Source organism: Komagataeibacter oboediens (genome assembly GCF_018491655.1).
GTDB classification, from domain to species: domain Bacteria; phylum Pseudomonadota; class Alphaproteobacteria; order Acetobacterales; family Acetobacteraceae; genus Komagataeibacter; species Komagataeibacter oboediens.
The window spans coordinates 72,097-87,071 of the sequence record NZ_JABLUU010000002.1; the positions used below are offsets into that span (position 1 = coordinate 72,097).

Sequence of the window (14,975 nt, forward strand, 5' to 3'; positions counted from 1 at the left end):
CGGCGGGGTGCTGCCGGCCCCCGCCGTGCCTGACCTAACACTCAGGCTCAGTCATTCAGACTGAACGTGATCGTATAGAGATGGTGGAACTCCTTGACGGGCACACCATTTTTGACAGCCGGCGCATAACGCGAACGACGGACCGCCTTCAGCGCGGCATCAGCGAATGCCTGGCCACCCTTTACACTGACCACCTGGCAGTTGCTGGTAACACCGGTCGCTTCCACGTCACATGCCACGGACACGACGCCTTCACGGCCTTCTTCCGACATTTCCTCCGGATATTCCGGCACGACATGGTTCAGCGGCGACGTGCCTGCCGAATGATCGGGCACGGGCGGCGCGTTGGACACGGGCGCATCAGCCGGCGGGGCTGCCTTTGCGGGCGGCATCGCCTTCGGCGGCTTCGTGTGGGTCACCTTCATCGGCGGCGGCGGCGTCGGAACCTGAATCTTCGGCGGCGGAATATACGGCGGCGGCGGCTGCGTAATTTCCGGCGGCGGCGGCGGTGGCGGTGGCGGCGGCGGTTCCTTGATCATGTGGACTTCCACCGGCGGCCGCGGCGGTTCCTTGGGCGCATCCGGCGGGGAACTGAGCCCGAACAGCAGCGCAAGCACCAGCAGCCCTTCAAATACCAAAACAAGGGCGAAAATTATTATCTTCTGTAGTCTGTTATCACTCTGTTCCGCATACGTCATACCCATACCTCACTCAGAACGGCATAGTTTTTAGGAAGGAATTATTACAGAATTTGTTCTGGTTGTTCTGATTTCACCAATTTTACTACGGGAGTATGACCAGATTTCTACGAAACGACTGATGCGATCCGCCTTGTTCTCCCCGGCTCAACCCTGAAGCCCGATTGCCCTCTTTCCCGGCGGAACGGGAAAGCACGACCCTCGCCACCTCCGGCAGTGCATATACCAATACACAGGCATTGGATGCGCCCTGCCCTGACAGGCCAAGCCATTCATTCATCACGTTTTATCCATAAACATTATTAACATCTCGAAATCAACCCTGATCTTAATATGAAATAATCTTCCAGCGGCGCCCCGCCCGACAGGCCGCGGTCCATGGCGAAAAAATGCCCTGTTGGAATGGCCGCTGTCCCGGTCTGGCAGGCCGGTAAAAAACTCATACCTGCCAGCTTGATCAAAAAAAAATCCCAGTCAAGCAAACTGTTAAAAAATTAGGAAAAAATCTGCCTGTTCGTGCCCGATAGCCTGTTTTTTCATATGATATTATCAATTCGACATGAACCGGCGGTCTGACAGTATAAGCTGCAACGATCCGTTCATTTCGTCCTGTTTCCAGATCCGGGGGAACTTTTCCCCTGTCGCGGCGTTGCGTCCGGCACACCGCTGAAACAGGGCATGGTTTCCGGGGCGGGCTGATAGGCCAGGGCCTCCCCCTGCTTCACCATTTCCAGACAGGCGGCGAACGTACTGCTCCATGCCGACCGCCGCTGCCCCGATGACAGGTCGCCCCCCTGCCCCACCCACACGGAATCGGGCAGCATCCGGTCCAGCGGCACCGGTTCGTCCTGCGCACGCGCAAGACAGGTGCGCACGCGCATGCGGGCGTCCTCCACCGAAAACAGGTCCAGCTGCACCGGGGCATAGAATGGCGTTTCCACCGGCATGACGCCCCAGTTGCCGTCAAACACCGCAAGGCAGCCCCACAGGAACTCGATCCGGTCCACTTCCCACTGCGCCGATTCGTCCGCGTCGGGGGCAACCGCGCCGCCAAAGGCATGGACATCCCGGCCCAGCTGTTCACGCACCGCAAGCCAGCCCGCCAGGCGGGCGGCGTCCTCCGCCGCCAGCAGGCGCGTGCGCAGGTCGGCTGCCTCCTGCGTGGCCTGAGCCTGACGCGGATCGTCCGCAGGTAACATGAGTCGCGAACGCAGCAGCAGCAGCCCCGACGCCATGACCGCCCACTGCGCCTTGATTCCCAGCGGCAGGTCGGTATGGGTCCGCGCGGCCTCGGCCAGCTGGTCGATCAGGGTCACGATATCCAGCCGCGCCAGATCGATTTCACGCGCATGCGCCAGCTGCAGCAGGTGCGACAGCCCGCCCTGATAGATGTCGAGGACAATGACCGGTTCGCCATCGGGCAACGGCCTGCTGAACAGGTCGGTCTGTTCCGTCATGCCAGCGACCGTTCCGACAGGCGGAATGTCAGGGTGGGGTAATGCTCCTCCATCCGGCGGACCACGGGGGCGGGCGTGCCCATACGGGTAAAGAAGCCATAGACCATGGCCCGATGGCCACGCGGCAGGCGGCGGCCCGCCTTGCGCCCCGGCAGGTGGCGCACCTGTCGCGGTGCCTCGGTCAGGCCCCAGTTGGCATGCAGCCATGCCCGGGCATCGGGGTGGGTGGCGCCCAGATGGAGGATCCGCTCCGGCACGGGCACAAGCTGGTGGAAATCCAGCGGACATGCCTTTTCCATACGCAGGCCCAGCCGGGCATGCCGTGCTTCCGCCGCCGCGCGGAACTGGCGCGCCAGAATACGGCAGCCATCAATGGACAGTCCCGCCCGGCCACGTGCCGGGCCGTTGGCACCAATGGCCAGCGCGAACATGTCCTCCTCCACCCGTTCGGCATCAAACGGCCACGGGATCAGGCCGGGACCCGCCGCTTCCGTAACAAAAGCGTCCATGCCGGCATCCGGCCCGTATACCAGCAGATGCCACCACTGCCATGGCGATGGTTCGGCAGGCTGCGGCCATGCGGAAAGTGGCCGCCGCCCCCGCCTGCCCGGTGGGCGGCGCGTGGTCTCGGCGGGCGTCTCCTCCTCCCGCGCGGTTGCGGGGGGCAGGTCGGCCCAGGGCAGGCGCAGGTTTTCAGTCATGGGTCAGCAGGCGTTCATACTGGCGCAGGGCACGCGGATCACGGTACCGGGTATGCTGGCACAGTGCTTCGGTGTCCATGCCCTGCCGCAACGCAGCGACAATGTAGCCCGCACGCAGGGCATGCGCGCTGAGTGCCGTTGCGATCTCCGGCGGGATTTCGGCCATCGCCGCGCGTCGTTGCAGGATGCGGGTCACGGCATAGGGTGTCAGCGCGCGTCCCCCCACGCGCTCCCCCTTGGAAATGGCGCGGAACAGCGGCCCGGTCTGCCGGTGCGCCACCTGCTGCCATGCCGTGAACGCCGCAGCGGGACACATCTCCTTCGCTTCGGGCAGGGGCAGGTGCACCGGCTGCGCTTCACCGTCCTCACGAATGCTCAGCACGACCGCCATGCGGTCGATGCGCACGTCCTCCACCTGCAATCCCACCAGTTCCGAACGCCGCAACGCGCCCGCAAACCCGAACAGAAGCAGGCAGCGGTCACGCAGGCCGCGGGGGGATCCGTCCGCGCAGCGTTCGACCATGGCGCGCAGCATGTCCGGTGTCACCACCGCGGGCGGCGGAGCCGGACGGCGGGCCCGTTCGGTCATGTCGGCCAGTGCCGCGCGGATGCGGCCGTCGGTCACATCCCACGGCATTTCGTTAAAGCGGTGCATCTTGCCGATCGCAGCCAGCCTGCGGCGTATGGTGGCGGGCGCGAATTCCGTCAGGCTGCGCAGGTACGCCGCCACGACATCCGCCGCGGCAGGAATGGGGGACACGGCATGTCCCGCGCACCAGTTGGTGAAATGCACCCAGTCCGCACGATAGGCCCGCAGGGTGGCCACGGCTTCACGCACGGGGGCTGCGACATCGGCCCCTGTCATGGTCTGCTCCTGTATCGTGACCGCGTCAGACCAGTTCCATCCGGTTGACATCCACCATGCCGAAATCCGTGATCTTGAGATGCGGAATCACCGGCAGCGGCAGGAAGGCCAGTTGCAGGAACGGCTCATCTAGCTTGCAGCCCAGCGCACGGGCGGCGGCGCGCAGCACCTCAAGCTGGTCACGTACGGTCTCGAACGGGGCGTCGCTCATCAGGCCCGCCACCGGCAGCGGCATGTCGGCCACCACCTTTCCATCACGCACCACCACGAAGCCGCCACCTGTCTTTTCCAGATGGTTGACCGCAAGCGCCATGTCCGCGTCATCCATGCCAACCACGCAGATATTGTGGCTGTCATGCCCGACCGAGGACGCCAGCGCGCCACCCGACAGGCCAAACCCCTTTACGAAGCCCCGGCCGATATTGTCGTTATGGCCATGCCGCGCCACCACGCAGATACGCGCGATATCCTGCGCCGGGTCGGGCTGGACGACGCCATCGACCACCGGCAGGTCGGCATGCAGGAAGGGGGTGATGATCTGGCCAGGCAGCAGGCCGATCACGGGGCGCTGCGTGCCGCTTCCCCTGACCTGCATGTCCCCTGCGCTGACGGGGCCGGGCAGGTTGATGCTGTCGGTGCCGACGGGGGGAATGACCTCCCGCGCGGCGAACAGCGCGTCGTTTACCAGACGCCCCGCGCTGATCACGTCCGACACCCGGCATTCGCGCAGGTCGTCAAGCAGCACGATATCCGCCCGCCGGCCCGGCACGATCATGCCCCGGTCACGCAGGCCGAACGCATTGGCGGCGCTGAGCGAGGCGCTGCGATAGGCGGCCAGCGGCTCCACCCCCAGCGAGATGGCAAGGCGGATCAGGTAATCCAGATGCCCTTCATGCGCGATTTCCAGCGGGTTGCGGTCATCGGTGCAGAAGGCGAAGAACGGCGATGTCACCGGGTTGAGCAGCGGCACAAGCGCACGCAGGTCCTTGCACACCGAGCCTTCGCGGATCAGCACCGTCATGCCCTTGCGCACCTTCTCCAGCGCTTCTTCGGCCGTTGTCGCCTCATGGTCGGTGGTGATGCCGGCTGACAGGTAGCCATTCAGCTTCCGCCCGCGCAGCAGCGGGGCATGGCCATCAATATGGCCGCCCGCGAACGCTTCCAGCTTTTCCATGCACACCGGGTCGCCATTCAGCACACCGGGAATGTTCATGAACTCGGCCAGGCCAATGACCTTGGGGTGATCACGGTACGGCAGCAGGTCAGCCGCGTCCAGCGTCGCCCCCGATGTTTCCAGATGGGTCGCAGGTACGCAGCTGGACAGGTTGACCCGCAGGTCCATGACCGTGCGCAGCGCCGCTTCGGTAAAGTAGTCCAGCGCCGGACGCCCCAGCACGTTGGCCATTTCATGCGGGTCGCATATGGCGGTGGTCACGCCATGGGGCAGGACGCAGCGGTCGAATTCAAACGGGGTGATCAGCGAGGATTCAACATGCAGGTGCGTGTCGATAAAGCCCGGCACGGCAATGCGGCCATGCCCCTCGATCACGTTCGTGCCCTCGTACCGGTCCAGCGTGCCAACGATGGTGTCACCACATATGGCGATATCGGTTGGCAGCAGTTCACCGGTCACCAGATCGAACAGACGGACATTGCGGATCACGGTGTCCGCCACGCTCCGTCCGCTTCCCTGTGCAATCCGGTCGGAAATCACGCTACCTGCCATACTGTCCTGCTTCCTGGTGAAAAAACGATGGTGCCCGCAGTCTATCACAACAGCGCGCCTGGCAAATCGATACACGGATTCTTTTTCGTCGCCAGCCCGCGAACCATCGCGGCACTGTTGACAAAAGCAAGGCATTTCAACATCCTGAAACGACCAAGGGGAGTCCCGGCAAGGGGCTGAGATACCGCTGGCATGGGCCAACCATGCGCGCGGGGACCCTTCCGGGCGCATCGTGCGTTCCGGGGAACCTGATCCGGCTCATACCGGCGGAGGGACTGGTGCAGACAATCGGCACGACGCATCGGCCCTGATGGCCCGGGCGACACCGCGCGCATGATCCATGCGGGCGTTCCGGTTTTCTCCCCCACACCCCCTGTCGGAGAGGAAACTTGGAGCATTGCCATGTCGACTGTTGCTTCGCCTTCGTCTCCCGACCATGTCACCACCGGCCCCATCATGGGGTCCACCAAGATCTGGTCCTCGCCCGAAGGCCACCCGCATATCCGCGTGCCGTTGCGCGAAATCGCCCTTGAACCCGGCGCGAACGAACCGCCGGTGCGCGTCTATGACACCTCCGGCCCCTATACTGATCCGGCTGCGCGTATCGATGTACGTGCGGGCCTGCCCCCCGTCCGCGCACCGTGGATTGCGGCACGCCACCTGCCCACGGTCGTGCCCCGCGCCGTCCGCCCCGAGGATAACGGCTTTGCCAAAGGCAAAAACCTGGTCCCGCCCTGCCCTGCCCCCCATACGGTGCATGAAGGGCAGCCGGGGCAGATGGTCACGCAGTACGAATTCGCCCGTGCAGGCATCATTACCGAGGAAATGATCTACGCCGCCCACCGCGAAAACCTTGGCCGCGCCACCATGGACGAAGGGGCCGAGGCACGTCGCGCCGATGGCGAGGATTTCGGCGCGGACATTCCCGCCTTCGTCACCCCCGAATTCGTACGGTCCGAAATCGCGGCAGGCCGCGCCATCCTGCCCGCCAACATCAACCACCCCGAACTTGAGCCCATGGTGATCGGGCGCAATTTCCTTGTGAAGGTCAACGCCAATATCGGCAATTCCGCCGTAACCTCGTCAGTGGCCGAGGAAGTGGAGAAGATGGTCTGGTCCATCCGCTGGGGTGCCGATACGGTCATGGACCTGTCCACCGGGCGCAATATCCACAACATCCGCGACTGGATCCTGCGCAACGCGCCGGTGCCCATCGGCACGGTGCCGCTGTATCAGGCGCTGGAAAAGGTCGGTGGCGTGCCCGAGGCCCTGACATGGGACATCTTCCGCGACACGCTGATCGAGCAGGCTGAACAGGGCGTGGATTACTTCACCATCCATGCGGGCGTACGCCTGCAGCATGTGCCGCTGACGGCCAACCGGGTCACCGGCATCGTCTCCCGCGGCGGGTCGATCATGGCCGGGTGGTGCCTGCACCATCATCGCGAGAGCTTCCTGTATGAACATTTCGGGGAGATATGCGACATCATGCGCCGTTATGATGTCTCGTTCTCGCTGGGTGACGGGCTGCGCCCCGGCTCCATCGCCGATGCGAATGACGCCGCCCAGTTCGCGGAACTGGAAACACTGGGCGAACTGACGAAAATCGCATGGGCGAAAGGCTGTCAGGTCATGATCGAGGGGCCGGGTCACGTGCCCATGCACAAGATCAAGGTCAATGTGGAAAAGCAGCTGCGGGAATGTGGCGAGGCGCCGTTCTACACGCTTGGTCCGCTGACGACCGATATCGCGCCGGGCTATGACCACATCACATCAGGCATAGGGGCCGCCATGATCGGCTGGTTCGGCACCGCCATGCTGTGTTACGTGACACCAAAGGAACATCTGGGCCTGCCCGACCGCAATGACGTGAAGGTGGGTGTCGTGACCTACCGCATTGCCGCCCATGCCGCCGACCTGGCCAAGGGGCACCCGGCCGCGCGCATCCGCGATGATGCGATCAGCCGCGCGCGTTTCGATTTCCGCTGGAATGACCAGTTCAAACTGTCGCTCGATCCGGATACTGCGTGTTCGTACCATGATGAGACACTGCCGCGGGAGGCGCACAAGAACGCACATTTCTGTTCCATGTGCGGACCCAAATTCTGTTCCATGCGCATAAGCCATGACCTGAAGGCCAATGCGCAGCGGCAGGCGGGACTGGAACAGAAAAAGGAAGAATTCCGCAATAACGGCAATCGGATCTATGTACCGGTCGACGATGCGGTGACACCTGCGCAATAGGCCCGCAGGGCAATCGCGGGACCGATTCGGATGGGTCTGCAACAAGCCGGAATGCAGACCCATCGCGCAGCCCGAACGCCATAGGCAAAGTTTCCGCTGACACGCTGTCCGGACAGCATCAAACAGATGCCGCCTTTCAAAAACAAAGGCGGCATTTGGAAAATTATTTCTGAAAACAATGTTTTGATTAAAGAATGTCCAGAGTTTCCGGGCGTTGCCTTTTTCAAAAGACAGCGGTCTTCGAAGCTTTTTGAAAAAAGCTTCACCAAAAAACTTTCAGCCGGTTTTTAGCAGGAAACGGGCGCGCAATCCGCATTGGACAGGGCGTTGGACACTGTCGTTTCCGCCACCCTGTGTTCCGCAACCGTGCCCCCCGCCGCCCGGCGGATCATGAGGAACGGCCCCGACCAGGATCCGGCGATACGCCATTCCCCTTCGATCTCGCAGCCATCCGCGCTCAGCGTGCCCGCATACAGCACGGCATGGATGTGCACATGGTCTTCATATGTCTTTGTAAACCGCACATGCAGGCCGTTGCGCTCCCCCTGTACCGTTGCGATGAAACACGCCCCGGCACTGGCGCCCGACGTGGCGCGCTCCGTCACCGTTCCGCCCACATGCCCACCGGTTTCGAACAGGGAGGCCGAAAAAGACTCCGGCATCAGCGTATGGGGATAACTGAACTGCCCATCCCACTGTCCCGTTACATCCAGAGTCGTCTCAGTCATCGAAACCTGTGTTTATCTTGATACAAGGGAACCCAGACCAATCTGCCAACCGGAAACGGCAGAAGCTGTCGGGCACTACTTTATTTAAAAGACCGCGTTCTGGTCCGCAGGCCATTCCATACAGCCCGCACCAAGCATGGGCATGGCCGGGATGGGTGTCATGCCCGGCCATGTGCGCGTGATCAGATGACCTTTTCGACCCAGCCATGCGGGTCGGGTGCCGTGCCGCGCTGGATGCCGATCAGGGCATTGCGCAGCTTTTCGGTCACGGGGCCAATACCCGCGCCATCACCGATCACGGCCTCGCCCCTGTGGCCGCGGAAACGCCCGATGGGGGACACCACCGCCGCCGTGCCGCAGGCGAACACTTCCTTCAGGCGACCGGACGCGGCATCGGCATAAAGCTGATCGATGGCATAGGGTTCTTCCCGCACGGTCAGGCCCATTCCACGCGCCAGCGTCAGCAGCGAATCACGCGTGATGCCACGCAGGATCGTGCCGGTCAGCGGCGGGGTGGCAAGAGAGCCGTCGTCAAAGACGAAAAACACGTTCATGCCGCCCATTTCCTCGATCCAGCGGCGTTCCACCGCATCAAGGAACAGGACCTGCGCGCAGCCATGGCCCTTGGCTTCCTGCTGCGCCAGCAGGCTTGCGGCATAGTTGCCGCCGCACTTGGCTTCCCCCGTGCCGCCGGGGGCGGCGCGACAGAAATCGGACACCCACACGCTGACCGCTTCAGCACCGAAATACGCGCCCACGGGCGATGCGATGACCATGAACATGTATTCCGACGCGGGCTTGACGCCCAGGAACGTCTCGCTCGCGATCATGTAGGGGCGGATATACAGGCTTTCATCGGGGTTGCCGGGAACCCAGGCATGGTCCACGCGCACAAGCTGGCGCACTGCCTCGACAAACACTTCATCGGGCAAATCCGCCATCGCCAGGCGTTCAGCCGACTTGCGGAAGCGCGCGGCATTGGCATAGGGGCGGAACAGGGTAATGCCGCCGTCTGCCGTCCGGTACGCCTTCATTCCTTCGAAGATTTCCTGCGCGTAGTGCAGGACGGCCGCCGCCGGGTTCAGCGTAATCGGTGCATAGGGCTGTACGCGCGCATCATGCCATCCCCTGCCTTCCACATAACGGATCACGACCATGTTGTCGGTAAAGACACGCCCGAAACCGGGATTGGCCAGAATCTCCGCCCGCCGCTGCGGCGAAACCGGGGAGGTGCTGGGTGAAAGCGTAAAGGGAAGGGAAGTGGCGCTGTCCATAGCCGTTCGTTTCTCTTTCATCATGGCGCTGGCGCGATACACAGGGCGCGCCCCTGCCCGCCAACAGATGCGGGCAACGTTAGCAGAAGTTCACCAGAACATTGTGCCGGTCAACCCCGCCACGTGCGCATGACCCCTGCTTTTCATACCTCGCCCAGCATGAAACCAAGCCGCCGCAGCACCTGCGGCAGGTGTTCGCGCCCATGCAGCGCGCTTATGTCACCCAGCCGCGCCAGCACGCTGTCACTCCATCCCCGCGCGGGCTTGCCCTGGGCCGCGGCCGCCGCGCGCAGGCGGTCGTCATAGGCGTCCAGAACCTCGGGATTGCTGGCGGCGGCCCCGTCGTACTGCTCGGAATGCAGGACAGCCTGCTGCGGCAGGCGGGGGCGGATGGCGGTGGGCTGCTTGCGATCAGGGTAGCCCACGCTCATGCCGAACACCGCAAGCGTGCGTTTGGGCAGCCCCAGTTCCGCGGAAATCGCTTCGGGCTGGTTGCGCACCGCGCCCACATACACGATTCCCAGACCATAGGACTCGAACGTGGCCGCCGCGTTCTGCGCGGCAAAGGCCGTATCCATGACCGCGCCCAGGAACGTATCAAGGCAGTCCAGCCCCGGCAGCGCACGCCCGCGCGACTGTCCCACATGTTCCAGCCGCGACAGGTCGGCGATCCAAGCAAGGAACAATGGCGCCTGCGCGATGAAATCCTGATCCCCCGCGATTCTGGCCAGCCGTTCGCGCCGCGCCGGATCGCGCACGGCGATCACGCTCCATGCCTGCAGGTTGCATGAGGTCGAGGCCGACTGCCCCGCCGCCACGGCCGCTTCCAGCACGCCATCGGGCACTGGCGTGGGGCTGAAGGCCCGCACCGAACGATGGGTCATGAGACTGCGCGCCACCGGGCTTTCGGGCAGGGAAATGCCGGGGGGACGGGTGCCATAGCGCGCCTGCCACAGCGCGTTCATGGAAGACAGGGCGGAAAAGGAAGAAACGGTGACGTCGGACATGGGCATGCCTCCTGCCTGTGCAATGATGGCTGAAAAATCAGCACACCACACCCACCTTCCGGCAGGAAGCGGGGGAAGGTCACACCAGCCCTGCGCTTTCCTGCATCGCATCACGCACTGCCCGGCCGGTGCGGAACAGGCATGGGCACGCCTGCCGCCACATTGGAAAATCTTCTTGCACAATCAGAAGGTTCAGAAACCAGACCGCTTCACGATCATGCGAAATCACGCGGCTGTACATAGGAAGACAGACCTGAATCAGGCATGGATGATGCATTGAACGCGGTCCTGCGTTCCCCTCCCCCTCATCACCACGGAAGACTGCCAGCATGTTCGATGCCCTCATGATCAGCCGCGCGGATGGCGTGGTCACGACCCGGCTGGAGCAGGTCGATCCCATGACCCTGCCCGAAGGCGACGTGACGGTGGAAATTGACCATTCCAGCCTGAATTACAAGGATGCGCTGGCCATAACCCGTGGCGCGCCGGTGGTGCGGCATTTTCCCATGATTCCCGGCATCGACCTTGCCGGACGCGTCATCCACTCCGACGATCCCGTCCATTGCACGGGTGACCGGGTTCTGGCCACCGGCTGGGGACTGGGGGAACGGCACTGGGGCGGACTTGCCCGCATGGCCCGCCTGTCGGGACGGTGGCTGCTGCCGCAGCCTACGGGCCTGAGCGCACGGCAGGCCATGGGAATCGGCACGGCGGGACTGACCGCCATGCTGTGTGTCATGAGCCTTGAAGAAGGCGGCCTGACCCCCGCCAGTGGTCCCATCATCGTCAATGGTGCCGGCGGCGGTGTAGGGGGCATGGCGATCATGCTGCTGGCGCAGCTGGGCTATCAGGTGGTGGCGGTCACCGGACGGCCACAGCTTCATGCCTACCTGACCGGCCTGGGGGCCGCAGAGGTACTGCCGCGCGATACCCTGTCTCCCACTGGCAAGGCGCTGGAAACCGCGCGCTGGGCGGGGGGAATCGACGTTGTAGGTGGCGAGACGCTGGCCGCGATGTGCGCCTCCATCCAGTACGGGGGCACGGTGGCGGCATGCGGGCTGGCGGGCGGGCTGGCGCTACCGATGACAGTGGCGCCGTTCATCCTGCGCGGCGTACGCCTGCAGGGAATCGACAGCGTGATGTGTCCGCGTCCGCGCCGCATGACGGCATGGGCCCGGCTGGCGCGCGATATCGATCCCACACGACTGGAAAGCATGCTGCACGATGCCCCCCTGTCCGACGCCATTGCCATCGCGCCGCGCATCCTTGCCGGTCATATCCGGGGCCGGACCGTCATCACCATCAACTGAACCACCCGGGGCCACGCAATAAAAAACGGCATGCCCGCAGGGGCATGCCGTCCGTCACCCGCCATCGCGCAACCATGGCACGACGCCGTGCCTTCAGTGGCAGGGGAAACCCAGCAGGTGACGGCCATCATGCACGAATTCATGCACGTAATGACCGGAAATAAGGGAGGTCGCCCCCTGCTCCGCTCCGACGAAATACAGCAGCAGGGACGCCAGAACCAGCCCGAACACACCCCACGGCAACAGGTCGCGAACCGGGATGGAAACCTGCGGCGCGGCGACAGCGGCGCTGGACAGAACGGATGTATCTTGGCTCATTGACTGGAAACTCCCTGGATCACATGCGACCCGGGGCAGCATGTGGGCGACGTGCCGCGTCAGGCCGTCCTTCCCATAACCGGATCGGGGCGCATGTTTCCAAAAACGGCATGGAAGGTCAATCACTCCCTGTGCATATCCCACCCCTTCCCCCCGTGCGCGGCCACTGCGCATGACCCAGACCCTGACCTGCATCGCGCTGCCTGCCGCCGGGTGCATGCGTCGCGGCATTTTCCCGAGACGTGATGAAATCCCGCCCCTGCCCACCGGTCTGGCGCGGCACATCGGGACGGCCGGGCAGATCATGCTGCCCCCCGCCCTTCTGGCCGCGTGGCCTTCCACCGCCACCGGCACGGCCTGCCCGCAGGCGGCTCTGACCGCGCCGGACATGGGCGCATGGCACGGGCAATCGCTGAAGGACCTGCCGCCTGACGACGTGGCGCGCTGGGTTGCGGATGCCGGTTTCACCCCGCCGGGGGGTGAAAGCCGGGCTGCGCACCTGCATCGCATGACCCGGTGGCTGGATGCCCTGCCGCCTGCGCCCGCGCAGATCACGGTGCTGACGCATGCCACGGTGGTCCGGGCCATCGTGGTGGCTGCCCTTGGCGGAAGCGCAGCCATGCTGTCACGGCTGGATATCGCCCCCCTGACCCGGTCCCGCCTGACCCGCCATACGGCATGGCGCGTGGCCATCAGCGGCGCACCGCTGCCATGACCGCATGGCATGCGCCCCGCACCGGGTTCCTTTGACAGTGCCGGGACCGATCGTCTAAATCCGCCGGTGATGGTTCCCCCTTCCGGGGGAGAATAGGGAAGACGGTGCGCCATACCGGCAAGTCCGTCGCTGCCCCCGCAACTGTGGGTGGTGATGTCCCGGCACGGTCCATGAAAACATGGACCGGCATACGCCACTGGCCCCCTTCACGGGACCGGGAAGGCCGCCGGGATCGGGGGTGCGGCCGCACCCTCCGCCACAAGCCAGGAGACCTGCCATCATGCCACGCCCTGCCGGCGGGCATAACAGGACCGAATTCGATCGCATGGCCGGCGGGGTGCCCGGCACGCGACAGGCGACCATCCCGCCCCATGCCGGGTGACGCCGCCATGACCGTGCACCCCGCATTCAGCTGCCACGCGCAGCACCGCCGCGAAAGGGCACGGACCGTCATGAGCATTCCCGCACCACCCGAGCCGACGGATGAGACCGGCCCCGTTCACCTGCATGTCTGCGTGACCTGCCGCCGTGGCCTGCCCGCGTCCGACAATCCGCCGGGACGGCAGCTGCATGACGCCATGCAGGCGCTGGCGGCGGACAGCCCGCAGGTCGTGGTACACGAGGTCAGCTGCCTTGCCGCCTGCAATGACGGCTGCACCGCCGTGGTGGCCATGCCGGGCAAATGGGGTTGGCTGCTGGCCAATCTCGGGCCGGAGAAGGCGGATGACCTCATGACGTATGTCGCGGCCTACGGCGCATCACGCAGCGGCACCGTCATGCCGTCCCGCCGCCCCGCCAGCCTGTCGGACATGGTGCGCGGCCGTTTCCCCGCATCCCTTTTTTCAGGAGCCTGATCGCCATGACCCCATCCACCACGGCCCGCGCGCGGGTGCCCGTTACCGTCATCACCGGTTTCCTGGGGGCGGGCAAGACCACGCTGCTGCGCCATGTGCTGGCCAATGCGAAGGGACAGCGCATCGCCATTGTCGTCAATGAATTCGGCACGCTGGGCATTGATGGCGATACGCTGCGCGCCTGTGGCGTGGAAGGCTGCCGCGACGAGGATATTGTCGAACTGACCAATGGCTGCCTGTGCTGCACGGTGGCAGATGACTTCCTGCCCACCATGGAGGCGCTGCTGGACCGTGATGCACCGCCCGACCATATCGTGATCGAGACATCGGGGCTGGCGCTGCCCAAGCCGCTGCTCAAGGCATTTGGCTGGCCCACCATCCGCACCCGCATGACGGTGGATGGCGTGGTGACGGTCGTGGATGGTCCCGCGGTCGCCGCCGGCCGCTTTGCCGACGACCCCGAGGAAGTCGCCCGCCAGCAGGCCGCCGACCCGTCGCTGGACCACGACAACCCGCTGGCTGAAGTATACGAGGACCAGCTTCTGTCCGCCGACCTGGTGGTGCTGAACAAGACCGACCTCATGACGCCCGCGCAGGCCGACGCGGTGGAATCGTCCATCCGCGCCGAGATCCCGCGCGTGGTGAAGGTGGTGCGCGCGACCGACGGACAGGTGGACCCCGCCATCCTGCTGGGGCTTGATGCCGCAGCGGAAGATGACCTTGACGCCCGTCCCTCGCACCACGATGCCGAAGGCGGCGAGCACGAGCACGATGATTTCGAAAGCTTTGTCGCACCCGTGCCCGAACAGGACAGCGTGGAAGATTTCGTCGCGCGGCTGAAAACACTGGCTGAACGGCATGACATCCTGCGCATGAAGGGCTACGCCACGGTGCGCGGCAAGGCCATGCGCCTTGCGGTGCAGGGGGTGGGCAGCCGTTTCCGCCACCAGTTCGACCGCGCCCTGCCCAAGGACGCGCCGCGCACGGGCAGCCTTGTGGTCATTGGCCAGAAGGGGCTGGACCAGTCCGCCATTACGGCTTCATTGGCGCAGGGCTAGACGGCAGGCAGACTGACGGG

At 64.5% G+C, this 14,975-nt stretch carries 16 protein-coding genes and 1 riboswitch; of the genes, 6 read left to right on the top strand and 10 right to left on the bottom strand.

Translation table 11 applies throughout. The features are described from left to right. Positions 1-47 precede the first annotated feature (47 nt). From HNO79_RS02260 to ade, 5 genes are all read right to left on the bottom strand, one after another. Positions 48-704 (bottom strand): energy transducer TonB, encoded by a 657-nt coding sequence (locus tag HNO79_RS02260; protein ID WP_214165380.1) that lies wholly within the window; start codon positions 702-704, stop codon positions 48-50. 593 nt (positions 705-1,297) lie between these two features. Beyond that, a complete protein-coding gene (locus tag HNO79_RS02265) occupies positions 1,298-2,155 on the bottom strand; it encodes a segregation and condensation protein A (RefSeq protein WP_214165381.1) in 858 nt (285 codons plus the stop codon). Next, positions 2,152-2,856 carry a hypothetical protein gene (locus tag HNO79_RS02270; RefSeq protein WP_010514191.1) on the bottom strand — a complete coding sequence of 235 codons (705 nt, stop codon included), beginning with the start codon at positions 2,854-2,856 and terminating at the stop codon, positions 2,152-2,154. Before HNO79_RS02270 ends, HNO79_RS02265 begins: the two co-directional genes overlap by 4 nt. Next, positions 2,849-3,721, bottom strand: coding sequence for a tyrosine-type recombinase/integrase (locus tag HNO79_RS02275; protein ID WP_214165382.1), 873 nt, complete (start codon positions 3,719-3,721; stop codon positions 2,849-2,851). Before HNO79_RS02275 ends, HNO79_RS02270 begins: the two co-directional genes overlap by 8 nt. 25 nt (positions 3,722-3,746) lie before the next feature. Then, positions 3,747-5,447, bottom strand: coding sequence for an adenine deaminase (gene ade, locus HNO79_RS02280; RefSeq protein ID WP_010514193.1), 1,701 nt, complete (start codon positions 5,445-5,447; stop codon positions 3,747-3,749). Positions 5,448-5,849: 402 nt separating this feature from the next. On the opposite strand from ade, the gene thiC reads away from it, so the two are divergent. Next, on the top strand, positions 5,850-7,691 hold the full coding sequence (thiC, locus tag HNO79_RS02285; protein WP_214165383.1) for a phosphomethylpyrimidine synthase ThiC: 1,842 nt from the start codon (positions 5,850-5,852) through the stop codon (positions 7,689-7,691). Positions 7,692-7,817: 126 nt separating this feature from the next. Then, a complete protein-coding gene (locus HNO79_RS02290; protein ID WP_214165384.1) occupies positions 7,818-7,982 on the top strand; it encodes a hypothetical protein in 165 nt (54 codons plus the stop codon). On the opposite strand, the gene HNO79_RS02295 is transcribed toward HNO79_RS02290, so the two are convergent. The 4 genes from HNO79_RS02295 to HNO79_RS02310 all read right to left on the bottom strand — a co-directional run bounded on the left by HNO79_RS02295 (position 7,979) and on the right by HNO79_RS02310 (position 11,031). Further along, complete coding sequence (locus HNO79_RS02295; protein ID WP_010514195.1) at positions 7,979-8,419, bottom strand: hypothetical protein; 441 nt, start codon at positions 8,417-8,419, stop codon at positions 7,979-7,981. The two genes, HNO79_RS02290 and HNO79_RS02295, sit on opposite strands and share 4 nt — an antisense overlap. Before the next feature lie 182 nt (positions 8,420-8,601). Next, the gene (locus HNO79_RS02300; protein ID WP_048856857.1) at positions 8,602-9,693 is read right to left on the bottom strand and encodes a branched-chain amino acid aminotransferase; all 1,092 of its coding nucleotides are present in this window, start codon (positions 9,691-9,693) and stop codon (positions 8,602-8,604) included. A gap of 143 nt (positions 9,694-9,836) precedes the next feature. Further along, positions 9,837-10,700, bottom strand: a complete 864-nt coding sequence (locus HNO79_RS02305) for an NADPH-dependent oxidoreductase (protein WP_214165385.1) — start codon at positions 10,698-10,700, stop codon at positions 9,837-9,839. A 79-nt stretch (positions 10,701-10,779) separates the two neighbouring features. After that, positions 10,780-11,031 (bottom strand): hypothetical protein, encoded by a 252-nt coding sequence (locus HNO79_RS02310; protein WP_214165386.1) that lies wholly within the window; start codon positions 11,029-11,031, stop codon positions 10,780-10,782. Here HNO79_RS02310 and acuI point away from each other — a divergent pair. After that, positions 11,030-12,010, top strand: coding sequence for an acrylyl-CoA reductase (NADPH) (gene acuI, locus HNO79_RS02315; protein WP_010514200.1), 981 nt, complete (start codon positions 11,030-11,032; stop codon positions 12,008-12,010). The genes HNO79_RS02310 and acuI overlap by 2 nt on opposite strands. A 93-nt stretch (positions 12,011-12,103) precedes the next feature. Here the strand turns inward: acuI and HNO79_RS02320 are convergent, their stop codons facing one another. After that, a complete protein-coding gene (locus tag HNO79_RS02320) occupies positions 12,104-12,328 on the bottom strand; it encodes a CbtB domain-containing protein (RefSeq protein ID WP_029329432.1) in 225 nt (74 codons plus the stop codon). A gap of 172 nt (positions 12,329-12,500) precedes the next feature. Here HNO79_RS02320 and HNO79_RS02325 point away from each other — a divergent pair, with 172 nt between their 5' ends. The 3 genes from HNO79_RS02325 (at position 12,501) to cobW (ending at position 14,955) form a co-directional block, all read left to right on the top strand. After that, on the top strand, positions 12,501-13,043 hold the full coding sequence (locus HNO79_RS02325) for a histidine phosphatase family protein (protein WP_214165387.1): 543 nt from the start codon (positions 12,501-12,503) through the stop codon (positions 13,041-13,043). A gap of 53 nt (positions 13,044-13,096) precedes the next feature. Next, a riboswitch (cobalamin riboswitch) is annotated at positions 13,097-13,337 on the top strand. Positions 13,338-13,495: 158 nt separating this feature from the next. Beyond that, a complete protein-coding gene (locus HNO79_RS02330) occupies positions 13,496-13,897 on the top strand; it encodes a DUF1636 domain-containing protein (RefSeq protein WP_029329434.1) in 402 nt (133 codons plus the stop codon). A 5-nt stretch (positions 13,898-13,902) separates the two neighbouring features. Further along, on the top strand, positions 13,903-14,955 hold the full coding sequence (gene cobW, locus HNO79_RS02335; protein ID WP_214165388.1) for a cobalamin biosynthesis protein CobW: 1,053 nt from the start codon (positions 13,903-13,905) through the stop codon (positions 14,953-14,955). Positions 14,956-14,975: the final 20 nt, after the last annotated feature.